The following is a 25,853-nucleotide window of genomic DNA, read 5'->3' on the forward strand; positions in this document are numbered from 1 at the left end:
CCGGGGGTGGGGCAGGATCGGTCCGTGGTGAGCGAGCTGTGGGCGACCGCCGGAGCGGCGGCGGTATGGGGTGCGCTGGCGGGCGGGGTACTGCCCCGGGCGGCGTACCGGTTCTCCGTACCCCTGGAGGAGGACCCGGAGGAGGACCCGGAGGACGACACCGACGCCGAGGCCGAGGGGTGGCGGCGGGAGTGCCCCTCAGGTCACCCCCTGCGCGGCTGGCTGGGACCGGCACGGTGCGAGACCTGCGGCCCCTACGACTCACCCCGTACCCCCTACGTATTACTCACCGCCCTCCTCTCCACCCTCCTCGCCCTCGCCACCGGCCCCCGCCCCGAACTCGCCGCCTGGCTCCTGCTCGCCCCCGTCTGGGTACTGCTCGCGGCGGTCGACGTACGGGTACGACGCCTCCCGGACCCGCTGACCCAGGGCCTCGCGGTGGCCGCGCCCGCGCTGCTGGGGGTGGCCGCGCTGGTCCCGGACCACGCCGGGGAGTGGATGACCGCGCTGCTCGGGGCCGTCGTCCTCGGCGCCGCGATCCTCGTCCTGCACCTGCTGAACCCGGAGGGCATGGGGTACGGGGACGCGAAGCTCGCGGTCGGGCTCGGGGCCGTACTGGGGTGGTACGGGTGGGACACGGTGCTCCTCGGCGCGTTCGCCGGGTTCGCGCTCGGGGCCGGGTACGGGGGAGTGCTCGCCGTGGTCCGCAGGTCGGGGAGGGGGACGACCATCGCGTTCGGGCCGTTCCTGATTGCCGGGGCGGTACTGGGGGTCCTGGTGGGGGCCCGGGCGGCCTGACCGTGGTCCCCTCATACCTCTGGCGTACGCTGGACCGGTCCGTCCACAACCCTTACGAAAGGGACGCCCGGTGACCGAGAAGGCCGACCTCCAGCCCATCCTCGACCGTGCCGCGGCCGGTGGCCGGATCACCCCCGAGGAGGCGCTCGACCTCTACCGCGACGCCCCGCTGCACGCGCTCGGCGCCGCCGCCGACGCCGTACGCCGCAAGAGGTACGCGGGTACCGAGCACATCGCGACGTACATCATCGAGCGGAACATCAACTACACCAACGTGTGTGTCACGGCGTGCAAGTTCTGCGCGTTCTACGCCCCGCCGAAGGCCAAGGACAAGGGGTGGACCCGCGACCTCGACGACATCCTGCGCCGCTGCGCGGAGACCGTCGAACTCGGCGGGACGCAGATCATGTTCCAGGGCGGGCACCACCCGGACTACGGGGTGGAGTACTACGAGGAGCACTTCGCGGCGATCAAGAAGGAGTTCCCGCAGCTGGTCATCCACTCCCTCGGGGCCTCCGAGGTCGAGCACATGGCCAGGATCTCCCAGGTGAGCGTCGAGGAGGCGATCCGGCGGATCAACGCGGCCGGGCTCGACTCCTTCGCGGGCGCCGGCGCCGAACTGCTCCCCGAGCGGCCCCGCAAGGCCATCGCGCCGCTCAAGGAGTCCGGCGAGCGCTGGCTGGAGATCATGGAGACGGCGCACAACCTGGGCGTCGAGTCCACCTCCACGATGCTCATGGGCACCGGCGAGACCAACGCCGAGCGCATCGAGCACCTGCGGATGATCCGCGACGTCCAGGACCGCACGGGCGGCTTCCGCGCGTTCATCCCGTACCTCTACCAGCCGCAGAACAACCACCTGAAGGGCCGCACGCAGGCCACGATCTTCGAGTACCTGCGGATGATCGCCATTTCGCGCCTCTTCATGGACAACATCGCCCACATCCAGGGCTCTTGGCTCACCACCGGGCAGGACGCGGGCCAACTCACCCTGCACTACGGCGCGGACGACCTCGGCTCGGTCATGCTGGAGGAGAACGTCGTCTCGGCGGCCGGTGCCAAGCACCGCTCCAACCTCCAGGAAATGATCGACATGATCCGCTCGGCGGGCCGCGTCCCGGCGCAGCGCGCCACGACGTACGAGCACCTCGTCGTCCACGACGACCCCGCCAACGACCCGGTCGACACCCGGGTGATGTCGCACATCTCCTCCACGGCGATCGAAGGCGGCACCGCCCACCCCGAGTTGAAGATCCTGGCGTCCAACTAGGCGCCCGATGCTGACGATCCACACCGCGCCCCTGCTGCTCCCGGTAGGGGCGCCCCCGGTCGAGAACGGCGCGGTCGCGGTGGACGGCGACCGCGTCACGGCCTTCGGCGCGTACGACGACGTCGTGGCCGCCGCCCCGGCCGCGCGGGTGCGCCGCTGGCCCGGCACCCTCACCCCCGGCCTGCGCCAGTGGCACCCCCTGTGGCTGCTGCGCCGCTGCTACCACCCCGACCCGCGCGAGGCCGAAGAACTGGGCGAACTCCCCCTCTGGGGCGATGAGTTGGCCGCACTGGAACTGTCCGAGTCCCGCTGGTCCGGCAGCGTACGGCGCGGCATCCAGCGGATGATGGCGCACGGTACGACGGCCGTCGCGGCACCCGGCGCCCGCTTCCTCGACCCGCTCGTCGCCCCGGCGATCGCCCGCTCGGGCCTGGCCGTCGTCACCATCGAGGGCGCACCCGGCCCGCTGCTCGGCGACCGCCCCGACCTGGACCCGTTCGCCGAGGGGTACGACCTTCCCGGCGCCGTCCACGCGCCCCTGGCCGTCGGCGGCCGGGCCGACCTCGCCGTGTTCGACGTCCCCGACGAAGCCGCCCTCGCCCAGAAGGGGGCCGCCACCTGTGTGGCCACCGTCGTCAACGGGCGTCTGCTGTACCGGAGTCGGTGAACTCGGCGCAGCGGGGCCCGCGTTGAGGCGTCAACCCGCGAGCGCCCTGCCGAACGCACCCGGATTCTGCCGCACCCCACTGCAATTCGTCGCCGCGTCGTCCCGGCCGGCGGTGTCCGACACGCACTGCTGATCGCGGAACGTCGACCACATCGACACCCACGCGATCCCCTTCTCCTCGGCGAACGACCGGAGCCGGGCCGCGTCGGCGAGCGTGAACGTCTCGTTCGCGATGTCGTTGACGCCGATCATCGAGGTGAGCGCGAGGCCGTGCCAGGCGGGCCCGTCGGCGGTGCCGAAGACGGACTTCAGCTGGGTGTGCGTGGCCGTCGCGGAGGTGATCGCGTAGTCGGCCATGTTCCCGGTGTAGGTCTCGCCGTAGTTCATGGTCATGATGTTGACGGCGGCGACCCGGACGTCGTACTTGTTCGCGGAGGCGAGCAGCGCGAGGCCGTCCGCGTCGAGGCCCGACGGCATCACCGGCAGAGTGAAGGTCACCTCCAACTCGGGGCGCTCCTCCTGGAGTTGAGCGATGGCCCGGGAGCGCAGGGCGACCGAGGCGCTGTCGGTGAGGGTGGCGCCCTCGATGTCGAAGTCGGCCCGCGCCGAACCGGCCGCGTCCAGCGCCGCCCCGTACGCGGCGGCCAGCTCCGAGGCGTCGGCGCAGACCGTCGCCAGCTCCTTGCCGGAGGCCCCGCCGAACGAGACCCGGACGCTGGAACCGGAGGCGGTCAGCTGCGCGATGCGGGACTTCACCGCCGTATCGCCGACGGCCGCCGTCCCGTTCCACCTCGCCGTGCACGTGCTGCCGTCGGAGATCACGAACGCCAGGTTGTACGTCGCCGGGGAGCCCGCCGAGTCGTTGGCGGACGCCTCCGTAGCACTCACGTAGGGGGCGTACCCCGTGGTGACGGGTGATACCGAAGGGCTAGACGGGGACGACACCGGTTCCGCCGCCCCCGCCGCCGCGTCCGACGTCGTGCCCGGGCCGGACGAGCAGCCCGCCACGGCCAGCGTGAACAGACAGGTCAGCCCGGACAGCGGCACCAGGAGACTCCGCATCGGGTGAGCACCCACTTTCATCATGTCTGTCTCGGTGAAGAGAGCGGCGCCGAAACAAAGGGGTTTCCGGCGGAACGGCCAACCCTGCCGTGCCGGACGGGCGGCGCGCAGGAGCTTCCCCCGTTCCCTCAGCAAAAGAACAGATGCGAACGTTTCTCATGGGTCTCTCGCACGGAAGACGGAGTTCAGTCCACATAAACGCTCCTGAATGGAACGCAGAGGCACCACCATGGCTACGCCGACGTCCCCTACGAGGACAAGGCGCTCATCGCCGCCATGACGCTCGCCGAAGTGGACGGTGCCCACCCTCTCCGTCGGCCTCCTGGTCGTAGGCGTCTCGCCGTGATCGTGCTGGCGTCGGCCGCGATGGGGTTCGGCGGCTGGTACGCCCTCACCCGCCAGGGGGAGACCGGGTCGTACGACCTCGACGACATACCCCTCGCGCAGGCGTTCTGGTCCGCCGGGTACGTCACCCTCCTGATGTACGCGAAGTCGTACTTCGGGGTCGGGTGGGTGCTGATCGCCGTGTTCGTGCGGGTGGGTGGAGGACGCGGCCGGGAGGAAACGGCCGCGGCTGCTGCCCTGAGGTCCCTGCCGTGGCTCCCTGGGGGGAGGCTGCAAGAATGGGCCGGGTGACCCGCGCATCCCTGGACAAGCAGCCGCACGAAGTCGCCTCGATGTTCGACAACGTGGCGGAACGGTACGACCTGACCAACGACGTGCTGTCCCTCGGGCAGGACCGGCGGTGGCGCAAGGAGGTCGCGCGGGCGGTGGATGCCCGGCCGGCCCAGAAGATCCTCGATCTCGCCGCCGGTACGGCCACCTCCTCGCTGCCGTTCGCGCAGGCCGGGGCGTATGTCGTGCCGTGCGACTTCTCCCTCGGCATGCTTCAGGTCGGCAAGCGGCGCAACTCCTGGCTGCCGTTCACCGCCGGGGACGCCACGCGGCTGCCGTTCAAGGACGACACGTTCGACGCGGTGACGATCTCGTTCGGGCTGCGGAACGTGCAGGACTTCGACGCGGGGCTGCGCGAGATGTACCGGGTGACCCGGCCCGGGGGGCGGGTCGTGATCTGCGAGTTCTCGCATCCGACGTGGGCGCCGTTCCGGACGGTCTACACGGAGTACCTGATGCGGGCGCTGCCGCCGGTGGCCCGTGCGGTGTCCTCCAACCCGGATGCGTACGTGTACCTCGCCGAGTCCATCCGGGCGTGGCCCGATCAGCCTGCGCTGGCCTCGCGGCTGCGGGAGGCCGGGTGGGCGAAGGTCGCCTGGCGGAATCTCACCGGGGGTGTGGTGACGTTGCACCGGGGATTCAAGGACTGACGATCCCGCTCACCGCGTAGTACTCCCGTACCCCCTACCTCAGAACCATCGGCATCTCTCTCCCCCCGTACCCCACCGCCGCGTACGGCTCCCCCGGCTCCTCCAGTTCCCGTTGGAAGCCTCCGCCCCCTGGGCGCGGTATGCGCGGCTCGTGTACGCCCGCGCCGCCCCCGCCCTCCCCCTCGCCGAAGTCGAACCACACCGAGACGACCGCGCCGCGGGGGACCTCGGCGCCGGGTGGGGGGTACTGGCGTACTACGTAGTCCACGACCGTGCGCGGGAAGTCCGGGCGGTCGGGGGCGGCCAGGAGTACGCCATGGGCCTGGGCCGTCTCGCGTGCGTCCATCGCCATCAGGCCGACCAGACGTGGGACACGCACTTCGGGTGTTTTGGGTGGTATGAGCACAGATGTCACCCCCAGCGGTACTGGAAGGGTAACCGCCGGAGGGTGCCGTCCGGAAGCGCTGTGCGACAATTTCGCGGCGCTTGACTACTGAGAGTTACCACTTTCGAGATCGAGGCGGTAGCAGTGGCCCGTGCGGTGGGAGTCGGGCGTGGTGAAGACCTCCCCGAGCCGCATCCCGAGCCGCCGCGTCACCGCGATCGAGCGCTCGTTCTGGGCGTCGACCATCGCGACGACCCCGCGTACGCCCGCCGACCGCACCCGCTCCAGCGTCATCTGCGCGGCGGCGGTGACGTACCCCCGGCCCCAGTACTCCCGGCCCAGCCGCCAGCCGATCTCGATCTCGCCCACCGGACCCCACGTGCGGGGCCACGGCTGGGCCCCCGTGAAGCCGATCACCCGGCCCTCGCGGTCGAGCATGGTCCACAGGCAGAACCCGTGCTCGGCGTCGTGCCGCCGCTGGCGGGCCGTCAGCTCCTCGTACTCCGAGAGTTCTGCCGCTCTACCCCCGTGGTACTCCATGACGTCCGGGTGGTCGAAGGTCCGGTGCCAGGCGACGGCGTCCTCGTCGGTGGGAACGCGCAGCCGTACTACGGGAAGAGCCAGGTTCACGGGGGCAACCCTTCAGCCGGGTGATCAATTCTGCTGAATAGACTGCCCATGTCCAGTGCCGGTCGGCACGCAGATTCCGAACTTGGGGAGATCCCGCCGTGACCGTCGTGACTGATCCTCACTCCGAAAACACCGCGCCTCTCTCCGGGAACACCGCCGATGTGATCGTCGTCGGCGCAGGGCCGGCCGGCTCGACGACCGCGTACTACCTGGCCAAGGCCGGACTCGACGTCCTGCTGCTGGAGAAGACCGAGTTCCCCCGCGAGAAGGTCTGCGGCGACGGCCTCACACCGCGCGCCACGAAACAGCTCGTCGCCATGGGGATCGACATCTCCGAGGAGGCCGGCTGGCTGCGCAACAAGGGCCTCAGGATCATCGGCGGCGGCGTACGGCTCCAGCTCGACTGGCCCGAGCTCGCGTCGTACCCGGACTACGGACTCGTCCGCAAGCGCGACGACTTCGACGAGCAGCTCGCCCGGCAGGCGCAGAAGGCGGGGGCGCGGCTGTACGAGCGGTGCAACGTGGGGGCGCCGATCGTCGACGACCGGACCGGCCGGATCACCGGTGTGCACGCGAAGTTGGGGGAGGAGAAGCGCGAAGTCACCTTCCACGCGCCCCTCGTGGTCGCCGCCGACGGCAACTCCACGCGGCTGTCCCTCGCGATGGGGCTGCACCGGCGCGAGGACCGGCCGATGGGCGTCGCCGTCCGGACGTACTTCGAGAGCCCCCGGCACGAGGACGACTACCTGGAGTCCTGGCTGGAGCTGTGGGACCGGCGCGGGGCCGAGGACCGGCTGCTGCCCGGGTACGGCTGGATCTTCGGCATGGGCGACGGGACCTCCAACGTCGGGCTCGGTGTCCTCAACACCTCCGATTCCTTCAAGGAGTTGGACTGGCGCGAGGTCCTCAAGGCGTGGTGCGCGTCGATGCCCGAGGAGTGGGGGTACACGCCGGACAACATGACCGGGCCGATCCGCGGGGCCGCGCTGCCGATGGCGTTCAACCGCCAACCCCACTACACCAAGGGGCTGTTGCTCGTCGGTGACGCCGGCGGGCTGGTCAACCCCTTCAACGGCGAGGGCATCGCGTACGCCATGGAGTCCGGGCAGATCGCCGCGGACGTCATCGTCCAGGCGCACGCGCGCGCCACGCCGGCCCAGCGGGAGATCGCGCTCCAGCGGTACCCGCAGGTGCTCAAGGACACGTACGGGGGGTACTACACGCTGGGCCGCGCCTTCGTGAAGCTCATCGGGAACCCGAAGGTCATGAAGATCGCGGCCCAGCGGGGGCTGACTCACCCGGTGCTGATGAAGTTCACGCTGAAGATGCTGGCGAACCTGACGGATCCCACCGGGGGTGACGCGATGGACCGGATCATCAACGGGCTGAGCAAGGTAGCTCCCAAGGCGTAGCGGGGTAGTACCACGGGGGTGCCGCGTTGTGCCGGTGGGCGGACACGGCCCCGCGCCCCTTAGGGGCGTTGCCCCAATGCCTCTTCATTCGCCGCCCTTTGTGCCATCACCCTCTCCCTGCGGTCCGCCATCTGCCGCAGGGCCTCCTTCCGGTCCCGCTTCGACAGCCGGTCCAGATACACGTGCCCGTTCACATGGTCCGTCTCGTGCGCGAGGCACCGCGCGAAGTACCCGGTGCCCTCGATCGTGACGGGGGTACCGGTCCGGTCCAGGCCGTGGACGATCGCCGTATCCGGGCGCGGTACGTCCATCACCGCGCCCGGCACGGAGAGGCAGCCCTCGTCGTCGTCCAGGAGGCGGCGGCCGGCCGCGGGGAGGGGCGCGAGGACCGGGTTGACGATGTGGCCGACATGGCGCACGCCCTCGTCGTCGGGGCAGTCGTACACGAACAGGCGCAGATCGACGCCGACTTGGTTCGCCGCGAGGCCCGCGCCGTTGGCGAGGTACATCGTCAGGAACATGTCGTCGATCAGCGCGGCGAGGTCGGGGCCGAACTCGGTGACGTCACGGCACGGCCTGTGCAGGACCTCTTCACCGACCTCGGTGATCCGGCGCACCCGGCCCTGCCGGGCCTCGGGCGCGTGCCGGGGATAGGAGTCGACGGGGCGACCCTGGACGAAAACGCTGGGCATGGCTGGTTCTCCCTCCGACCGCTGACCGCCTGTCGATCAGCGCGAGGGGAGAAACGCGTCGGATCCGGCCGAAGTTCCGCGCCGGGACGGCGCACGGCACCGGGCCACGCGAGGAAGGGCCGCTGCCCCCGAGCGGCTGCGGCCCTGCACCTCAGGTATGACCCGGGTAGTACCCCCGGCTCGGAGCGCTTCAGAGCACCCGCACCGCACCGCTCGCCGGGTACCCGGACAGGTCCTGGATGACGACCCCCTTGGAGGGGTTCGCCGCGTCGAGGTACTTCCCGGCGCCGAGGTAGACGCCGACGTGGTACGCCGACCCCTTGCCGCCCCAGTACAGGATGTCGCCGGGCTGGATGTTCGACAGGGACACGTCGGTCCCGTAGTTCGACTGGTCCTCGGAGACGCGCGGCAGGTCGACACCGACCTGCTTGAACGCGGCCTGCACGAGCCCGGAGCAGTCCCAGGCGTTCGGCCCGGTGCCACCGAGCACGTACGCGTCGCCGACCTGCGCCTTGAGGAAGTCGATGACGGTCGCGACGCTGCCGCTGGCCGGCGTGGCGACACTGTCCGACGACGACGAGCCGCTCAGGCTCGCGCGGGTCTCGGAGCGGGACACGGCGGCCTCGGCGGCGGCCTTGCGGGCCTCCTCGGCGGCCTTCTTCTTGGCCTCGGCCTGCTTCGCCGCCGCCAGGTCCTTCGCGGCCTCCTTGGCGGCAGCGGCGGCGGCCGAGTCGCGCTCGGCCTGGAGCTGGTAGTTGGCAGCGGCCTGCTGCGTGAACTGCGCGGCCTGCTCGACCTGCGCGGACAGGTCGGCGGTCAGCGTGGGCAGTTCCAGCGTCTGCGTCACCGTCGCGTCGGCAGCGTTGGCCGAACCCGCCGCGGTGGCGACGGCCAGCGTGCCGAGGACACCACTGGCGACTCCGGCACGCACCGCGATCGAGGACGCGTTGCGGCGGGGCTTTCGGTGGCTACGTATGTGAGCGGTGTGGGACATGAGTCCAACCGGTATCAAAAGCTCCTCCATACCTTCAAGGAACGTGTCCTGCGCCACACTTGTTCAATCGACGCCTCAACTTCCGTGCCCCGATTTCTTTATTGACGCCGTAACGGACATAGCGGACCTGGGTGTTCAGGGCTGTGATCACTGCCTTTCGCTGTTACGCCCGAATTGCCCGCTGCCTACCATTCGTTGAGGTCGTTGGCCAAGCCTGGTTTCGGAGCGCCCTGTTCCGATGTGGCGCAGGTCACGGAACGGTTACCGGAACGTCTGCGTCCGGTGCTCGTGAATGTGTGCACGCGTCCACAGTCGCGGCCGATTCCCTCTGACGTGTGAACGGGGTCCACTATCAACCCCCTTCGTCCAGGGCCAATTTGGATGCAAGGGAACTCTCTTGATATAGAGACTCCCCCTGCGGACGGTCACTGACGAGCGAAAATGTCACGCCGCGTGATCGTTTCGGCGCCCCATGTGCCAAGATCCGCGCCGATATGACTTCATGATCCTTCGTCAGGTGGTGGAGATCACAAAGCTTGTGCAATACCCCGTGTCGCAGATCACAGAGCGACGGGCATAGGATGCGGGGCAGTTGGGCTTGTGACCTGCTTCACATGTTCGCGATCTTCGCGGTTCACCCAATGTTTCTCATGCAACCCGCCAACAGTCAGTGCCGACTGAGAGGAGCGAGGAGCGGTGAACGCCTATGCGCCCATCCTCGTACTGGGAGCCCTCGGGGCAGGCTTTGCGATCTTCTCCGTGGTCATGGCCACGCTCATCGGGCCGAAGCGCTACAACCGCGCGAAGCTCGAAGCCTACGAGTGCGGAATCGAGCCGACCCCCACGCCGGCCGGCGGCGGGCGTTTCCCCATCAAGTACTACCTGACGGCGATGCTCTTCATCGTCTTCGACATCGAGATCGTCTTCCTCTACCCCTGGGCCGTCACCTTCGACGCCCTGGGTGTCTTCGGGCTCGTGGAGATGCTGCTCTTCGTGCTCACCGTCTTCGTCGCCTACGCGTACGTCTGGCGGCGCGGCGGCCTGGAATGGGACTGAGGGGCCTTTAGCCATGGGACTCGAAGAAAAGCTGCCGAGCGGCTTCCTGCTGACCACCGTCGAACAGGCCGCGGGCTGGGTGCGCAAGGCGTCCGTCTTCCCCGCCACCTTCGGCCTCGCCTGCTGCGCCATCGAGATGATGACGACCGGAGCCGGGCGCTACGACCTCGCCCGCTTCGGCATGGAGGTCTTCCGGGGCTCGCCCCGCCAGGCCGACCTGATGATCGTCGCCGGCCGGGTCAGCCAGAAGATGGCGCCGGTCCTGAGGCAGGTCTACGACCAGATGCCGAACCCCAAGTGGGTCATCTCCATGGGGGTGTGCGCGTCCTCGGGCGGCATGTTCAACAACTACGCGATCGTCCAGGGCGTCGACCACATCGTCCCCGTGGACATCTACCTGCCCGGCTGCCCGCCGCGCCCCGAGATGCTGATGGACGCGATCCTCAAGCTCCACCAGAAGATCCAGCACACCAAACTCGGCGTGAACGCCGAGGAAGCGGCCCGCGAGGCGGAGGAGGCGGCGCTCAAGGCGCTCCCCCTCATCGAGATGAAGGGGCTGCTGCGATGACCGACGCGAACGGCACCAACCCCGAGAAGGACCTCAGCGCCGCCAACCTCCCCGGCCAGCGCGGCGACCAGGGCGAGGAGATCCGCGTCCAGCGCGGCATGTTCGGCGCGAACAACGGCGGCGACACCTCCGGATACGGCGGCCTGGTCCGCTCGGTCCGCCTGCCGGGCGCCTCGACGCGGCCGTACGGCGGATGGTTCGACGAGGTCGCCGACGAACTCGAAGGCGCCCTGGAGGAACAGGGGCTGCTCCCGGACAACGCGATCGGCAAGACCGTCGTCGACCGGGGCGAACTCACCTTCCACGTCGAGCGCGAGCACCTCGTCCGCGTCGCCCGCACCCTGCGCGACGACCCGGCGCTGCGCTTCGAACTGTGCACCGGCGTCAGCGGCGTCCACTACCCGCACGACAAGGGCCGCGAGCTGCACGCCGTCTACCACCTGCGCTCGATCACCCACAACCGGCTGATCCGCCTGGAGGTCAGCGCCCCGGACGCCGACCCGCGCATCCCGTCCCTGGTCCCCGTCTACCCGACGAACGACTGGCACGAGCGCGAGACGTACGACTTCTTCGGGATCGTCTTCGACGGCCACCCGGCCCTGACGCGGATCATGATGCCGGACGACTGGCAGGGCCACCCGCAGCGCAAGGACTACCCCCTCGGCGGCATCCCCGTCGAGTACAAGGGCGCCCAGATCCCGGCTCCGGACCAGCGGAGGTCGTACTCGTGAGCACGTCGCACGCAACTCCCCGCGAGACCACGGAAGGCTCCGTCTACACGGTCACCGGAGGCGACTGGGACGAGATCGTCCAGTCCGCGGCCCGCGCCGACGACGAGCGCATCGTCGTCAACATGGGCCCCCAGCACCCCTCCACGCACGGGGTGCTCCGCCTCATCCTGGAGATCGACGGCGAGACGGTCACCGAGGCCCGCTGCGGCATCGGCTACCTGCACACCGGCATCGAGAAGAACCTCGAGTTCCGTACGTGGACGCAAGGGACGACCTTCGTCACGCGCATGGACTACCTGACGTCCTTCTTCAACGAGACCGCCTACTGCCTCGCCGTCGAGAAGCTCCTCGGCATCGAGGACCAGATCCCCGAGCGCGCCGAGATCATCCGGGTCCTGCTGATGGAGCTGAACCGGCTCTCCTCGCACCTGGTGTGCATCGCCACCGGCGGCATGGAACTCGGCGCCACCACGATCATGATCTACGGATTCCGCGATCGTGAAATGATTCTCGACATCTACGAGCTCATCACGGGCCTTCGGATGAACCACGCGTACATCCGCCCCGGCGGACTCGCGCAGGACTTGCCGCCCGGCGCGGTGGACCAGATCCGCGAGTTCGTGAAGAAGATGAAGAAGAACCTCCCGGAGTACGACAAGCTCGCCACCGGGAACCCCATCTTCAAGGCCCGCATGCAGAACGTCGGCCACCTCGACCTGGCCGGCTGCATGGCCCTCGGCGCCACCGGCCCGATCCTGCGCTCCACCGGCCTCCCGCACGACCTGCGCAAGGCGCAGCCCTACTGCGGGTACGAGACCTACGAGTTCGACGTCCCGACCGCCGACACCTGCGACTCCTACGGGCGCTTCCTGATCCGCCTGGAGGAGATGCGCCAGTCGCTGCGCATCGTCGAACAGTGCCTGGACCGGCTCCAGCCGGGCCCGGTCATGGTCGGCGACAAGAAGATCGCCTGGCCCGCCCAACTGGCCCTCGGGCCCGACGGGCTGGGTAACTCCCTCGACCACATCAAGAAGATCATGGGTACCTCCATGGAGGCCCTGATCCACCACTTCAAGCTGGTCACCGAGGGCTTCCGGGTCCCGCCGGGCCAGGCGTACGCGGCCGTCGAGTCCCCCAAGGGCGAACTCGGGGTGCACGCCGTCTCCGACGGGGGCACCCGCCCCTTCCGGGTCCACTTCCGCGACCCGTCCTTCACCAACCTGCAAGCCATGGCGGCGATGTGCGAGGGCGGCCAGGTCGCCGACGTGATCGTCGCCGTCGCGTCCATCGACCCCGTGATGGGAGGCGTCGACCGGTGACCACCTCTTCCCCCCGACAGGGCGTCGGCCTGGGCATGCCCGAACTGCCCGCCGCCCCCTACCCGGACGACGTACGGGCCCGCCTGGAGGCGGACGCGCGCGAGGTGATCGCCCGCTACCCCGACTCCCGCTCCGCGCTCCTGCCGCTGCTGCACCTCGTGCAGTCCGAGGAGGGCCATGTCACCCGCACCGGGATGAGGTTCTGCGCGGACGTGCTCGGCCTGACCACGGCCGAGGTCACCGCCGTCGCGACCTTCTACACCATGTACCGGCGCCGGCCGAGCGGCGACTACCAGGTCGGCGTCTGCACCAACACGCTGTGCGCGGTGATGGGCGGCGACGCGATCTTCGACTCGCTCCAGGAGCACCTGGGGGTCGGGAACGGAGAGACCACGGACGACGGGAAGGTCACGCTGGAGCACATCGAGTGCAACGCGGCCTGCGACTTCGCGCCCGTCGTGATGGTCAACTGGGAGTTCTTCGACAACCAGACCGTCGAGAGCGCCAAGCGCCTCGTCGACGACCTGCGGGCCGGCCGGACGGCGTCCCCCACGCGCGGGGCGCCGCTGTGCACCTTCAAGGACACCGCCCGCATCCTGGCGGGCTTCCCCGACGAGCGCGAGGGCGCGGTCGAGGCGAGCGGCGGTGCGGGACCCGCCTCGCTGGTGGGCCTCCGCCTGGCCAGGGGAGAGACCGCACCCGCGCGCGTGGTCCACCCGCGTGAGGAACCCGAGCACCGGCCCGCCGCCGAGGAGGGGGAGGGATGACGTTGGCACCTGAACTGAAAGGCAGCAGCCCCGAGAAGCTGCTGGCACCCGTGCTGTCGGCCTTCTGGGACGAGGAGCGGTCCTGGTCGCTCGACGTGTACCGGAGGCACGAGGGGTACGAGGGGTTGCGCAAGGCCCTCGCCATGTCGCCGGACGACCTGATCGCGTACGTCAAGGACTCCGGACTGAGGGGGCGCGGCGGGGCCGGGTTCCCGACGGGGATGAAATGGCAGTTCATTCCCCAGGGTGATGGCAAACCGCACTATCTAGTTGTCAACGCCGACGAATCGGAGCCGGGGACCTGCAAGGACATCCCGCTCCTCTTCGCGAACCCGCACAGCCTCATCGAGGGCATCGTCATCGCGTGTTGGGCCATCAGGTCGTCGCATGCCTTCATCTACCTGCGCGGTGAAGTCGTTCCCGTTCTGCGGCGGTTGCACGAGGCCGTACGCGAGGCGTACGCGGCGGGCTATCTCGGCGAGAACATCCTGGGCAGCGGGCTCGATCTCCAGCTCACCGTGCACGCCGGCGCCGGCGCGTACATCTGCGGTGAGGAGACCGCGCTGCTCGACTCGCTCGAAGGCCGCCGGGGTCAACCGCGGCTGCGTCCTCCCTTCCCTGCCGTCGAGGGGCTCTATGCCTGCCCCACTGTCGTGAACAACGTCGAGTCGATCGCTTCGGTTCCCGCGATCCTGAATCGCGGAAAAGAATGGTTCCGCTCGATGGGCAGCGAGAAGTCCCCGGGCTTCACGCTGTACTCGCTCTCGGGCCATGTCGCGAGCCCCGGCCAGTACGAGGCGCCGCTCGGCATCACGCTGCGCCAGCTGCTGGAGATGAGCGGCGGGATGCGCCCTGGGCACCGGCTGAAGTTCTGGACGCCGGGCGGCTCCTCCACGCCGATGTTCACCGACGAGCACCTCGACGTCCCCCTCGACTACGAGGGCGTCGGCGCGGCCGGCTCGATGCTCGGCACCAAGGCGCTCCAGTGCTTCGACGAGACGACCTGCGTGGTGCGCGCGGTGACCCGGTGGACCGAGTTCTACGCCCACGAGTCCTGCGGCAAGTGCACGCCCTGCCGTGAAGGCACCTACTGGCTCGTGCAGTTGCTGCGCGACATCGAGGCCGGCAAGGGCGTCATGAGCGACCTCGACAAGCTGAACGACATCGCCGACAACATCAACGGCAAGTCGTTCTGCGCCCTCGGCGACGGCGCCGCCTCGCCGATCTTCTCCTCGCTGAAGTACTTCCGCGAGGAGTACGAGCAGCACATCACCGGCCGGGGCTGCCCCTTCGACCCGGCCAAGTCGACGGCCTGGGCGGACCGCCCGGAGGTGAACGCATGACCGTGACCACTAGCGCTCCCTCAGGTGGCGGGGAGGCGGCGGTGCCGCGGGAAGATCTCGTGACGCTGACGATCGACGGCGCCGAGATCAGCGTGCCCAAGGGCACCCTGGTCATCCGCGCCGCCGAGCAGCTCGGCATCGAGATCCCCCGGTTCTGCGACCACCCCCTCCTCGACCCGGCCGGCGCCTGCCGGCAGTGCATCGTCGAGGTCGAGGGCCAGCGCAAGCCGATGGCGTCCTGCACGATCAGCTGCACCGACGGCATGGTCGTCAAGACGCACCTCACCTCCCCGGTCGCCGAGAAGGCCCAGCACGGGGTGATGGAGCTGCTGCTCATCAACCACCCGCTGGACTGCCCGGTCTGCGACAAGGGCGGCGAGTGCCCCCTCCAGAACCAGGCCATGTCGCACGGCCAGGCGGAGTCCCGCTTCGAGGGCCGCAAGCGGACGTACGAGAAGCCGGTGCCGATCTCCGCGCAGGTCCTGCTGGACCGCGAGCGGTGCGTGCTGTGCGCGCGCTGCACCCGCTTCTCCAACCAGGTCGCGGGCGACCCGATGATCGAGTTGATCGAACGGGGCGCCCTCCAGCAGGTCGGTACGGGCGAAGGCGATCAGTTCGAGTCGTACTTCTCCGGGAACACGATCCAGATCTGTCCCGTCGGAGCGCTCACCTCGGCCGCGTACCGGTTCCGTTCGCGCCCCTTCGACCTGGTGTCGTCGCCCTCGGTGTGCGAGCACTGCGCGGGCGGGTGCGCGACGCGTACGGACCACCGGCGCGGGAAGGTCATGCGGCGGCTCGCCCAGAACGACCCCGAGGTCAACGAGGAGTGGATCTGCGACAAGGGGCGCTTCGGGTTCCGGTACGCGCAAGCGCGCGACCGGCTGGAGACGCCCCTGATCCGCAACGCCGAGGGCGACCTGGTGCCCGCCTCCTGGCCGGAGGCCCTCCAGATCGCCGCTCAGGGACTGCTCGCCTCGCGCGGGCGCACGGGCGTGCTGACCGGCGGCCGGCTCACCGTCGAGGACGCGTACGCGTACAGCAAGTTCGCGCGCGTGGCGCTCGACACGCACGACATCGACTTCCGCGCGCGCGTGCACAGCGGCGAGGAGGCCGACTTCCTGGCCTCCCGGGTCGCCGGACGCGGCCGGGACCTCGACGGTACGGGCGTGTCGTACGCGGATCTGGAGAAGGCGCCGGCCGTCCTGCTGGTCGGCTTCGAGTCCGAGGAGGAGGCGCCCGGCGTCTTCCTGCGGCTGCGCAAGGCGTGGCGCAAGACCGGGCTGAAGGTGTTCTCGCTGGCCACGCACGCGACGCGCGGGCTGGAGAAGGCGGGCGGCACGCTGCTGCCGGCCGCTCCCGGCACCGAGACCGAGTGGCTGGACGCCCTCGCGGCCGGCAGCGGCCTGGAGACGCCCGGAGAGGCCGCCGCCGAGGCGCTGCGGGCCGAGGGCGCCGTCATCGTCGTGGGAGAGCGTCTGGCGGGCGTCGCGGGGGGTCTCACGGCCGCCGTGCGGGCCGCCTCCGCGACCGGGGCGCGGCTCGTGTGGATCCCGCGCCGGGCCGGCGAGCGCGGCGCCCTGGAGGCCGGGGCGCTGCCCGCGCTGCTGCCCGGCGGACGCCCGGCGACCGACCCGCGCGCGCGTGAGGAGGTCGCCGCCGTCTGGGGGCTCGCCGAACTCCCGCACGGGTACGGCCGCGACACCGGCCAGATCGTCGAGGCCGCCGTCGCCGGGGAGCTCCAGGCGCTGCTGGTGGCCGGCGTCGAGGTCGCCGACCTGCCCGACCCCGCGCGTGCGCGTACGGCGCTCGACGAGGTCGGCTTCCTGGTCTCCCTGGAGCTGCGGCCCAGCGAGATCACCGAGCGCGCCGACGTCGTCCTGCCGGTCGCCGCGGTCGCCGAGAAGCCGGGCGCGTTCCTCAACTGGGAGGGCAGGGTGCGGTTCTTCGACGCCGCCCTCAAGCCCGAGCAGATGACGCGCCGGCTGCCTCCGAGCGACGCGCGCGTGCTCCAGATGCTGGCCGACGCCATGGACGTCCACCTGGGCCTGCCCGACCTGCGCACCACGCGCGCGGAGATCGACCGGCTGGGCGCCTGGGACGGGCAGCGGGCCGCCGAGCCGAACGAGACCGGGGGAGCGCTCCCGAGGCCCGCCGCCGGTGAGGCCGTCCTCGCGGGCCACCGGCTGCTCCTCGACCAGGGGCTCCTCCAGGAGGGCGACCCGGCGCTCGCCGCGACCCGGCACGCCTCCTACGCGCGCGTGTCGGCCGCCACGGCCGCCGAGGCGGGGGTGAAGGACGGCGACCTGCTGGCCGTCACCGGTGCGACCGGGACCGTCGAACTGCCGCTGGCCGTCACCGAGATGCCCGACCGGGTGGTGTGGCTCCCGCTCAACTCGGCGGGCGCGGGCGTCGCCTCGGACACCGGGGCCCGGCCCGGAACCCTCGTCCGCATCGGCCCGGCGACGCCCGCCGACGCCCCCAAGGAGGTGGAGGCATGAGCCCGTACCTCGCGGCGGAAGACCTCTCGATGTTCGGCCGTGACCCCTGGTGGCTGGTCGTGGTCAAGGCGGTGTTCTGCTTCGCGTTCCTGATGGTGACCGTGCTGTTCTCCATCGTCTGGGAGCGCAAGGTCGTCGCCTGGATGCAGCTGCGCGTCGGACCCAACCGGCACGGCCCCTGGGGCATGCTCCAGTCGCTCGCCGACGGCATCAAGCTGATGCTGAAGGAAGACGTCATCGTCAAGCGCGCGGACAAGGTCGTCTACGTCCTCGCGCCGATCGTCGCCGCCATCCCCGCGTTCATGGCGATCGCCGTGATCCCCTTCGGCCCGGCGGGCAACGAGGTCTCGATCTTCGGCCACCGCACGACGATGCAGCTCACCGACCTGCCGATCGCGATGCTGTACATCCTCGCGGTCGCCTCGGTCGGCATCTACGGCATCGTGCTCGCGGGCTGGAGCTCCGGGTCGACGTACCCGCTGCTCGGCGGCCTGCGCTCGGCCGCGCAGATGATCTCGTACGAGATCGCGATGGGCGCCGCGTTCGCCTCGGTGTTCCTGTACTCGGGGTCGATGTCGACGTCGACGATCGTCGAGCAGCAGAGCGACCGCTGGTACATCCTGCTGCTGCCGGTCTCGTTCATCCTGTACATCGTCACGATGGTCGGCGAGACCAACCGCGCCCCCTTCGACATGCCGGAGTCCGAGGGCGACCTCGTCGGCGGCTTCAACACCGAGTACTCGTCGATCAAGTTCGCGATGTTCATGCTCGCCGAGTACGTCAACATGGTGACCGTCTCGGCCGTCGCCACCACCCTCTTCCTCGGCGGCTGGCGGGCGCCCTGGCCGATCAGCGGCTTCTGGGAGGGCGCGAACCACGGCTGGTGGCCGATGCTCTGGTTCGTCGTCAAGGTGCAGCTCCTGCTGTTCTTCTTCATCTGGCTGCGCGGCACGCTCCCGCGCGTGCGCTACGACCAGCTGATGAAGCTCGGCTGGAAGGTGCTGCTGCCGGTCTCGATGGTGTGGCTGATGCTCGTCGCCACCATGCGGACCCTGCGCAACGAGAACTACGGCTTCACCGACATCGCCCTGTACGTGGCCGGCGGGCTGATCGCCGTCCTGCTGATCTCCTTCGTCGCCGACGTCTTCCGCGACAAGGCGCGGAAGGGCGCCGAACTCCCCGCCGAACCGGTCGGGTTCGACCCGATGGCGGGCGGATTCCCGGTGCCGCCGCTGCCCGGACAGGAGCTTCCGCCGGTGCCCCGGCGCCGGTCCCGCCAGGAGCGGGAGCTGATTGTCAGTGGTGGGGTCGATACTCAGAGTGACGGACCTCGTGACGGAAAGGAGGCGTCCGATGGCTGAGGAGCCCAAGGAGACCGCACCCGGTTTCCAGAACCCCGTCGCCGGCTTCGGCGTGACCTTCAAGGCCATGTTCAAGAAGCGGCTCACGGAGCAGTACCCGGAGCAGCAGAAGACCACCGCCCCGCGGTTCCACGGACGGCATCAGCTCAACCGCCATCCGGACGGCCTGGAGAAGTGCGTCGGCTGTGAACTGTGCGCCTGGGCCTGCCCCGCCGACGCGATCTACGTCGAGGGCGCGGACAACACCGATGAGGAGCGCTACTCCCCGGGCGAGCGCTACGGCCGCGTCTACCAGATCAACTACGCCCGCTGCATCCTGTGCGGCCTGTGCATCGAGGCGTGCCCCACGCGCGCGCTGACGATGACCAACGAGTTCGAACTGGCCGACTCCAGCCGCGCGAACCTCATCTACACCAAGGAACAGCTCCTCGCGGGCCTCGACGACAACATGGTCGACACGCCCCACGCGATCTATCCCGGGACGGACGAACAGGACTACTACCGGGGGCTGGTCACCGAGGCCGCGCCCGGTACGGAGCGTCAGGTCGCCGTCTCCAAGGGCGAGAAGCCGGAAGAAGAGGGGGTGGACGCGTGAGCGCGCTAGCCGCCTACTCGACCTCCACCGGCGAGGCGTTCCAGTTCTGGACGCTCGGTACGGTCGCGGTGATCGGCGCCCTGTGCACCGTCTTCATGAGGCGGGCCGTCCACAGCGCGCTGTGCCTCGCCGGGACCATGATCATCCTCGCGGTGTTCTACCTCGCCAACGGCGCCTACTTCCTCGGCATCGTGCAGATCGTCGTCTACACGGGCGCGATCATGATGCTGTTCCTGTTCGTCGTCATGCTGGTCGGCGTCACCGCCGCCGACTCCCTGAAGGAGACCATCAAGGGGCAGCGCTGGCTCGCCCTGCTGAGCGGCCTCGGCTTCGGGATCCTGCTGGTCGGCGGCATCGGGAACGCCTCGCTGAGCGAGTTCAACGGCCTCGCGCAGGCGAACGCGAACGGCAACGTGGAGGGCCTCGCGACCCTCATCTTCACGAAGTACGTGTTCGCCTTCGAGATCACCGGCGCGCTGCTCATCACGGCGGCCGTCGGCGCGATGGTCCTCACCCACCGCGAGCGCACCGAGCGCGCCAAGACCCAGCGCGAACTGGCCGAGCAGCGCGTGCGCGAGGGCAAGCACCTCCCGCCGCTCCCGGCCCCCGGCGTGTACGCGCGGCACAACGCCGTCGACATCGCGGGCCTGCTGCCCGACGGCACGCCGTCCGAACTGACCGTCAGCAAGACCCTGCGCGACCGCGGCCAGATCCGGGACGTGTCCACCGAGGCGATCGCCGACCTCAAGGCCCTCCAGCAGCGCTCCGAGGAGCGCCTGGAGCGCGACGAGATCGAGCCGCCGCGATTCGGGCGCGAGACGCGCGAGACCCGCGAGGCAGAGGAGGCGTCGCAGTGAACCCCGTCAACTACCTGTACCTCGCCGCCCTGTTGTTCACGATCGGCGCGACCGGAGTGCTCATCCGGCGCAACGCCATCGTCGTCTTCATGTGCGTCGAGCTGATGCTGAACGCCTGCAACCTCGCGTTCGTCGCCTTCTCCCGGATGCACGGCAACCTCGACGGCCAGATCATCGCCTTCTTCACGATGGTCGTCGCCGCGGCGGAGGTCGTGGTCGGACTCGCGATCATCGTGTCGCTGTTCCGCTCCCGCCACTCGGCCTCGGTCGACGACGCCAGCCTGATGAAGCTGTAAGGGGTCGGAAGAAACGTGGAGAACCTCATCGCGCTGCTGATCGCGGCGCCCCTGCTCGGAGCGGCCGTCCTGCTCACCGGAGGCCGCCGGCTCGACGCCGTCGGCCACTGGATCGGCACGCTCCTGTCGGCCGTCTCCTTCGTGTTCGGCCTGATCCTCTTCGCGGACCTGCTCGGCAAGGACGCCGAGCACCGCACGCTGCACCAGCACCTGTTCAGCTGGATCCCCGTCGAGGGCTTCCAGGCGGACGTCGCGTTCCGCCTCGACCAGCTGTCCATGACGTTCGTGCTGCTGATCACGGGCGTCGGCTCGCTGATCCACCTGTACTCGATCGGGTACATGGAGCACGACGACCGGCGCCGCCGCTTCTTCGGCTACCTGAACCTGTTCCTCGCGGCGATGCTGATCCTGGTGCTCGCCGACAACTACCTCCTGCTGTACGTCGGCTGGGAGGGCGTGGGCCTCGCCTCGTTCCTGCTCATCGGGTTCTGGCAGCACAAGCCCAGCGCCGCGACGGCCGCGAAGAAGGCGTTCCTGGTCAACCGGGTCGGCGACATGGGCCTGTCGATCGCGATCATGCTGATGTTCACGACCTTCGGGACGTTCGCCTTCGGCCCGCTCCTCGGCACGCACACCGAACCCGGTGTCGCCGCCGACGCGAGCGAGGGCAAGCTCACCGCGATCGCCCTGATGCTGCTGCTCGCGGCCTGCGGCAAGTCCGCGCAGGTGCCGCTCCAGTCCTGGCTGGGGGACGCCATGGAGGGCCCGACGCCCGTGTCGGCGCTCATCCACGCGGCGACGATGGTCACCGCGGGCGTGTACCTGATCGTCCGCTCGGCGGCGGTGTTCAACGCCGCGCCGGACGCGCAGTTGGTCGTCACCATCGTCGGCGCGGTCACGCTGCTGTTCGGTGCGATCGTCGGTTGCGCGAAGGACGACATCAAGAAGGCCCTCGCCGGGTCGACGATGTCGCAGATCGGCTACATGGTCCTCGCGGCAGGACTCGGCCCCATCGGGTACGTCTACGCGATCATGCACCTGGTGACGCACGGCTTCTTCAAGGCCGGGCTCTTCCTCGGCGCGGGCTCCGTCATGCACGGCATGAACGACGAGGTCGACATGCGCAGGTACGGCGGCCTCAGGAAGTACATGCCGGTCACGTTCATCACGTTCGGCCTCGGCTACCTCGCGATCATCGGGTTCCCCGGCCTGTCCGGCTTCTTCTCCAAGGACAAGATCATCGAGGCGGCGTTCGCCAAGGGCGGCACCGAGGGCTGGATCCTCGGCGGCGCGGCCCTGCTGGGCGCGGCCATCACCGCGTACTACATGACGCGCGTGATGCTGATGACGTTCTTCGGCGAGAAGCGCTGGCAGCCCGACGAGAACGGCAACGAACCGCACCCGCACGAGTCCCCCAAGTCCATGACGATCCCCATGATCGTGCTGGCCTTCGGCTCGGTCTTCGCGGGCGGCGTGTTCGGCGTCGGCGACCGCTTCCTGCACTGGCTGGAGCCGGTCACCGGCCACGACCACGGCGACGCGCCCATCAGCGCCGCGACGGTCACCTCGGCGACGGTCGCCGTCATGGTCGTCGGCGTCGCCCTGGCGTACCTCCAGTACGGCCGCCGGCCCGTCCCGGCCGTCGCCCCGCGCGGGTCGCTGCTCACCCGGGCCGCCCGCCGCGACCTCCTCCAGGACGACTTCAACCACGTCGTCCTGGTGCGCGGCGGCGAGCACCTCACGCGCTCGCTGGTGTACGTCGACCACACCCTGGTCGACGGCGTCGTCAACGGCACCGCGGCCGGCGTCGGCGGCCTGTCCGGACGGCTGCGGCGCCTCCAGAACGGCTTCGCGCGCTCCTACGCGGTCTCGATGTTCGGCGGCGCGGCGGTCCTGGTCGCCGCGACGCTGCTGATGAGGGCGGTCTGATACCGATGTCCTTTCCCCTGCTGACAGCGACGGCGGTGCTCCCCGCCGTCGGGGCGATCGCCACGGCCGCCGTACCGGCCGCGAGGCGAGGCGCGGCGAAGTCGCTCGCGCTGCTGGTCTCGCTCGGCACGCTCGCCCTCGCGATCGCGATCCTGGTCCGCTTCGACCCCGACGGCGACCGCTACCAGCTCACCGAGTCCCACTCCTGGATCAAGGAGTTCGGGGTCCGCTACGAGCTGGGTGTCGACGGCATCGCGGTGGCGCTCATCGCGCTGACCGCGCTGCTCATCCCGTTCATCATCCTGGCCGGCTGGAACGACGCCGACCCGCTGGAGACCGGCAGCAGGCGCTGGCGGCCCACCCAGGGCTTCTTCGCGCTGATCCTGGCCGTCGAGGCGATGGTGATCATCTCCTTCGAGGCCACCGACGTCTTCCTCTTCTACATCTTCTTCGAGGCCATGCTCATCCCGATGTACTTCCTCATCGGAGGCTTCGGGGACCGCGCGCACGAGCACGGCGAGGAGGCGGCGTCCACCCAACGGTCGTACGCGGCCGTCAAGTTCCTGCTCTACAACCTGGTCGGCGGCCTGATCATGCTGGCCGCCGTGATCGGCCTGTACGTGGTCGCGGGCAACTTCAGCCTCCAGGAGATCGCCGCCGCGCGGGCCAATGGCTCGCTCGACATGGCGACCAACACGGAGCGCTGGCTGTTCCTCGGCTTCTTCTTCGCCTTCGCGGTGAAGGCCCCGCTGTGGCCGCTGCACACCTGGCTGCCGAACGCGATGGGCGAGGCCACCGCACCGGTCGCGGTCCTCATCACGGCCGTCGTCGACAAGGTCGGCACGTTCGCGATGCTCCGCTTCTGTCTGCAACTCTTCCCCGAGGCGTCGAAATGGGCGACTCCGGTCATTCTCGTGCTCGCCCTGATCAGCATCATCTACGGCGCCCTGCTCGCCGTCGGGCAGCGTGACATCAAGCGGCTGGTCGCCTACGCGTCGATCTCGCACTTCGGGTTCATCGTGCTCGGCATCTTCGCGATGACCAGCCAGGGCCAGTCCGGGGCGACGCTCTACATGGTCAACCACGGCATCTCCACGGCCGCCCTGATGCTCGTCGCAGGCTTCCTGATCTCCCGGCGCGGCTCGCGGCTCATCGCCGACTACGGCGGCGTCCAGAAGGTCGCCCCGGTGCTCGCCGGGACGTTCCTGATCGGCGGCCTCGCCACCCTCTCGCTGCCGGGCCTCGCGCCCTTCGTGAGCGAGTTCCTGGTGCTGGTCGGCGCGTTCGCGCGCTACCCCGTCGTAGGGATCATCGCCACCTTCGGGATCGTGCTCGCCGCGCTGTACACGCTCGTCCTCTACCAGCGGACGATGACCGGCCCGGTGAAGCCCGAGGTCGCGTCGATGCCGGATCTGAAGATCAGGGAGATCGCGGTCGTCACGCCGCTGATCGTCCTGCTCGTCGTCCTCGGGGTCTACCCGAAGCCGATCGCGGACGTCGTGAACCCGGCGGTCAAGCAGACGCTGTCCGACGTGGACAAGAAGGACCCCCAGCCCGAGGTGGAGGCGGCCAGGTGAGCGCAACTGTCGTCCACAGCCTGTGGACAACGGCGGCCGATCCGATCACGAAGATCGACGCGCCGAAGATCGAATACGGGCAATTGTCGCCCACCCTGATCGTCGTGGGCGCGGCGGTCGTCGGGATCCTCGTCGAGGCGTTCGTGCCGCGGAGGTCCCGCTACTACGCCCAGCTGTTCGTCTCGGTCGTCGCCCTGTGCGCCGCGTTCGCGGCCGTCGTCGCCCTCGCGGCGAAGGGGTACGGCACCACGCGCGCGGGGATCGCCGCGATGGGCGCCATCGCCGTCGACGGACCGGCGCTCTTCCTCCAGGGCACGATCCTGCTCGCCGCCCTGGTCGGCCTGTTCACCTTCGCCGAGCGGCGCCTCGACCCCGAGGCGCACGGCAACCGGGTCGACTCGTTCGCCGCGCAGGGCGCCGCCGTACCCGGCAGCGACAGCGAACAGGCCGCCGTCAAGGCCGGGTTCACGACCACCGAGGTGTTCCCGCTGCTGCTCTTCGCGGTCGCGGGCATGCTGGTCTTCCCGGCCGCCAACGACCTGCTGACCCTCTTCATCGCCCTTGAGGTCTTCTCCCTCCCGCTGTACCTGCTGTGCGCGCTCGCGCGCCGCAAGCGGCTCATGTCGCAGGAAGCGGCCGTCAAGTACTTCCTGCTCGGCGCGTTCGCCTCCGCGTTCACCCTGTTCGGGATCGCCCTGCTGTACGGGTACGCCGGTTCCGTCTCCTACGGCACCATCGCGCAGGTCGTCGACGGCACGGTCACGTCCGTCGACCCCGCGCTCGCCGACACCATGGGCAACGACGCGCTGCTCCTCATCGGCGCCGCGCTGCTGGTCATGGGCCTGCTCTTCAAGGTCGGCGCCGTGCCGTTCCACATGTGGACGCCGGACGTCTACCAGGGCGCGCCCACGCCGGTCACCGGGTTCATGGCCGCCGCCACCAAGGTCGCCGCGTTCGGGGCGCTGCTGCGGGTCCTGTACGTCATCCTGCCGGGGCTCAGGTGGGACTGGCGGCCGGTGATGTGGGGCGTCGCGATCGTCACGATGCTGGGCGGCGCGATCGTCGCCATCACCCAGACCGACATCAAGCGGCTGCTGGCGTACTCGTCCATCGCGCACGCCGGGTTCATCCTCGCGGGTGTCATCGCGACGACGCCCGACGGGGTCTCCTCGGTGCTCTTCTACCTCGCCGCGTACTCCTTCGTGACGATCGGCGCGTTCGCGGTGGTCACGCTGGTCCGCGACGCCGGGGGCGAGGCGACCCACCTGTCCAAGTGGGCCGGCCTGGGCCGCCGTTCACCTCTGGTGGCGGCCGTCTTCGCCGTGTTCCTGCTGGCCTTCGCCGGCATCCCGCTGACCTCCGGGTTCGCGGGCAAGTTCGCCGTCTTCAAGGCCGCAGCGGAGGGGGGCGCGGCGCCGCTCGTCGTGGTCGGTGTGCTCTCGTCCGCCATCGCCGCGTTCTTCTACATCCGGGTGATCGTCCTGATGTTCTTCAGCGAGCCCCGCCCGGACGGGCCGACGGTCGCCGTCCCCTCACCGCTGACCATGACCGCGATCGGGGTGGGCGTGGCGGTGACGCTCGTGCTCGGCGTGGCGCCGCAGTACTTCCTCGACCTGGCGGGCCAGGCGGGGGTGTTCGTGCGCTGAGGTCGCGCGCGGTGTGTACGACGGCCTGGTGCCCTTCTTCCGGGGGGTGCCGGGCCGTCGGCGTGCCGGGGGCGG

At 69.8% G+C, this 25,853-nt stretch carries 24 protein-coding genes and 1 pseudogene; 20 read left to right on the top strand and 5 right to left on the bottom strand.

All coding sequences use genetic code 11. The features are described 5' to 3' along the window. Positions 1-24: 24 nt before the first annotated feature. The 3 genes from PV682_RS19570 (at position 25) to PV682_RS19580 (ending at position 2,735) form a co-directional block, all read left to right on the top strand. Positions 25-798, top strand: a complete 774-nt coding sequence (locus PV682_RS19570) for a prepilin peptidase (RefSeq protein ID WP_319731543.1) — start codon at positions 25-27, stop codon at positions 796-798. A 70-nt stretch (positions 799-868) separates the two neighbouring features. Next, complete coding sequence (gene mqnC, locus PV682_RS19575) at positions 869-2,068, top strand: cyclic dehypoxanthinyl futalosine synthase (RefSeq protein WP_319731545.1); 1,200 nt, start codon at positions 869-871, stop codon at positions 2,066-2,068. Positions 2,069-2,075: 7 nt separating this feature from the next. Further along, entirely contained in the window at positions 2,076-2,735 is a 660-nt protein-coding gene (locus PV682_RS19580; RefSeq protein ID WP_319731547.1) for a hypothetical protein, read from the top strand. A gap of 30 nt (positions 2,736-2,765) precedes the next feature. On the opposite strand, the gene PV682_RS19585 is transcribed toward PV682_RS19580, so the two are convergent. Continuing rightward, the gene (locus PV682_RS19585) at positions 2,766-3,797 is read right to left on the bottom strand and encodes a chitinase (RefSeq protein WP_319731549.1); all 1,032 of its coding nucleotides are present in this window, start codon (positions 3,795-3,797) and stop codon (positions 2,766-2,768) included. 339 nt (positions 3,798-4,136) lie between these two features. On the opposite strand from PV682_RS19585, the pseudogene PV682_RS19590 reads away from it, so the two are divergent. Together PV682_RS19590 and PV682_RS19595 are read left to right on the top strand one after the other, a co-directional pair. Then, positions 4,137-4,383 (top strand): annotated as a pseudogene (locus PV682_RS19590) (hypothetical protein); the annotation flags it as partial. Between the two features lie 46 nt (positions 4,384-4,429). After that, positions 4,430-5,122, top strand: coding sequence for a demethylmenaquinone methyltransferase (locus PV682_RS19595; RefSeq protein WP_055722455.1), 693 nt, complete (start codon positions 4,430-4,432; stop codon positions 5,120-5,122). Positions 5,123-5,156: 34 nt separating this feature from the next. On the opposite strand, the gene PV682_RS19600 is transcribed toward PV682_RS19595, so the two are convergent. Then, the gene (locus PV682_RS19600) at positions 5,157-5,501 is read right to left on the bottom strand and encodes a PASTA domain-containing protein (RefSeq protein ID WP_319731552.1); all 345 of its coding nucleotides are present in this window, start codon (positions 5,499-5,501) and stop codon (positions 5,157-5,159) included. A gap of 111 nt (positions 5,502-5,612) precedes the next feature. Further along, positions 5,613-6,137, bottom strand: coding sequence for a GNAT family N-acetyltransferase (locus PV682_RS19605; RefSeq protein WP_319731554.1), 525 nt, complete (start codon positions 6,135-6,137; stop codon positions 5,613-5,615). A gap of 98 nt (positions 6,138-6,235) precedes the next feature. Between PV682_RS19605 and PV682_RS19610 the strand changes: the two genes are divergently transcribed. Further along, positions 6,236-7,549: a geranylgeranyl reductase family protein gene (locus tag PV682_RS19610; RefSeq protein WP_055718811.1), complete on the top strand. Its 1,314-nt coding sequence runs from the start codon at positions 6,236-6,238 to the stop codon at positions 7,547-7,549. Positions 7,550-7,608: 59 nt separating this feature from the next. On the opposite strand, the gene def is transcribed toward PV682_RS19610, so the two are convergent. Both def and PV682_RS19620 read right to left on the bottom strand, forming a co-directional pair. Then, positions 7,609-8,241, bottom strand: a complete 633-nt coding sequence (gene def, locus PV682_RS19615; RefSeq protein ID WP_319731557.1) for a peptide deformylase — start codon at positions 8,239-8,241, stop codon at positions 7,609-7,611. Positions 8,242-8,431: 190 nt separating this feature from the next. Next, the gene (locus PV682_RS19620; RefSeq protein WP_319731559.1) at positions 8,432-9,265 is read right to left on the bottom strand and encodes a C40 family peptidase; all 834 of its coding nucleotides are present in this window, start codon (positions 9,263-9,265) and stop codon (positions 8,432-8,434) included. 666 nt (positions 9,266-9,931) lie between these two features. On the opposite strand from PV682_RS19620, the gene PV682_RS19625 reads away from it, so the two are divergent. The 14 genes from PV682_RS19625 to nuoN are packed head-to-tail and all read left to right on the top strand — an operon-like array spanning position 9,932 to position 25,778. Beyond that, entirely contained in the window at positions 9,932-10,291 is a 360-nt protein-coding gene (locus tag PV682_RS19625) for an NADH-quinone oxidoreductase subunit A (RefSeq protein ID WP_007383963.1), read from the top strand. Positions 10,292-10,304: 13 nt separating this feature from the next. After that, on the top strand, positions 10,305-10,859 hold the full coding sequence (locus PV682_RS19630; protein WP_010353976.1) for a NuoB/complex I 20 kDa subunit family protein: 555 nt from the start codon (positions 10,305-10,307) through the stop codon (positions 10,857-10,859). Continuing rightward, positions 10,856-11,590: an NADH-quinone oxidoreductase subunit C gene (locus PV682_RS19635; RefSeq protein WP_319731562.1), complete on the top strand. Its 735-nt coding sequence runs from the start codon at positions 10,856-10,858 to the stop codon at positions 11,588-11,590. Before PV682_RS19630 ends, PV682_RS19635 begins: the two co-directional genes overlap by 4 nt. Then, positions 11,587-12,909 carry an NADH-quinone oxidoreductase subunit D gene (locus PV682_RS19640; protein ID WP_319731564.1) on the top strand — a complete coding sequence of 441 codons (1,323 nt, stop codon included), beginning with the start codon at positions 11,587-11,589 and terminating at the stop codon, positions 12,907-12,909. Before PV682_RS19635 ends, PV682_RS19640 begins: the two co-directional genes overlap by 4 nt. Beyond that, positions 12,906-13,676 (top strand): NADH-quinone oxidoreductase subunit NuoE, encoded by a 771-nt coding sequence (nuoE, locus tag PV682_RS19645; protein WP_319731567.1) that lies wholly within the window; start codon positions 12,906-12,908, stop codon positions 13,674-13,676. The genes PV682_RS19640 and nuoE overlap by 4 nt, the downstream gene beginning before the upstream one ends. Further along, positions 13,673-15,019 carry an NADH-quinone oxidoreductase subunit NuoF gene (nuoF, locus tag PV682_RS19650; RefSeq protein WP_319731569.1) on the top strand — a complete coding sequence of 449 codons (1,347 nt, stop codon included), beginning with the start codon at positions 13,673-13,675 and terminating at the stop codon, positions 15,017-15,019. Before nuoE ends, nuoF begins: the two co-directional genes overlap by 4 nt. Then, on the top strand, positions 15,016-17,517 hold the full coding sequence (locus PV682_RS19655; protein WP_319731571.1) for an NADH-quinone oxidoreductase subunit G: 2,502 nt from the start codon (positions 15,016-15,018) through the stop codon (positions 17,515-17,517). Before nuoF ends, PV682_RS19655 begins: the two co-directional genes overlap by 4 nt. After that, positions 17,514-18,878 (top strand): NADH-quinone oxidoreductase subunit NuoH, encoded by a 1,365-nt coding sequence (nuoH, locus tag PV682_RS19660; protein ID WP_319731573.1) that lies wholly within the window; start codon positions 17,514-17,516, stop codon positions 18,876-18,878. Before PV682_RS19655 ends, nuoH begins: the two co-directional genes overlap by 4 nt. Then, positions 18,871-19,473 (top strand): NADH-quinone oxidoreductase subunit NuoI, encoded by a 603-nt coding sequence (gene nuoI, locus PV682_RS19665; RefSeq protein WP_319731575.1) that lies wholly within the window; start codon positions 18,871-18,873, stop codon positions 19,471-19,473. The genes nuoH and nuoI overlap by 8 nt, the downstream gene beginning before the upstream one ends. Continuing rightward, positions 19,470-20,330, top strand: coding sequence for an NADH-quinone oxidoreductase subunit J (locus PV682_RS19670; protein WP_319731576.1), 861 nt, complete (start codon positions 19,470-19,472; stop codon positions 20,328-20,330). Before nuoI ends, PV682_RS19670 begins: the two co-directional genes overlap by 4 nt. Then, positions 20,327-20,626: an NADH-quinone oxidoreductase subunit NuoK gene (gene nuoK / locus PV682_RS19675; protein ID WP_004927567.1), complete on the top strand. Its 300-nt coding sequence runs from the start codon at positions 20,327-20,329 to the stop codon at positions 20,624-20,626. The genes PV682_RS19670 and nuoK overlap by 4 nt, the downstream gene beginning before the upstream one ends. A gap of 15 nt (positions 20,627-20,641) precedes the next feature. Beyond that, positions 20,642-22,555 (top strand): NADH-quinone oxidoreductase subunit L, encoded by a 1,914-nt coding sequence (nuoL, locus tag PV682_RS19680; protein WP_319731579.1) that lies wholly within the window; start codon positions 20,642-20,644, stop codon positions 22,553-22,555. Positions 22,556-22,560: 5 nt separating this feature from the next. Continuing rightward, positions 22,561-24,132 (top strand): NADH-quinone oxidoreductase subunit M, encoded by a 1,572-nt coding sequence (locus PV682_RS19685; protein WP_319731581.1) that lies wholly within the window; start codon positions 22,561-22,563, stop codon positions 24,130-24,132. After that, positions 24,129-25,778: an NADH-quinone oxidoreductase subunit NuoN gene (gene nuoN / locus PV682_RS19690; protein WP_319731584.1), complete on the top strand. Its 1,650-nt coding sequence runs from the start codon at positions 24,129-24,131 to the stop codon at positions 25,776-25,778. Before PV682_RS19685 ends, nuoN begins: the two co-directional genes overlap by 4 nt. Positions 25,779-25,853: the final 75 nt, after the last annotated feature.

Origin of the sequence: Streptomyces niveiscabiei, from assembly GCF_033794345.1 — a bacterium.
GTDB classification, from domain to species: Bacteria; Actinomycetota; Actinomycetes; order Streptomycetales; family Streptomycetaceae; genus Streptomyces; species Streptomyces niveiscabiei.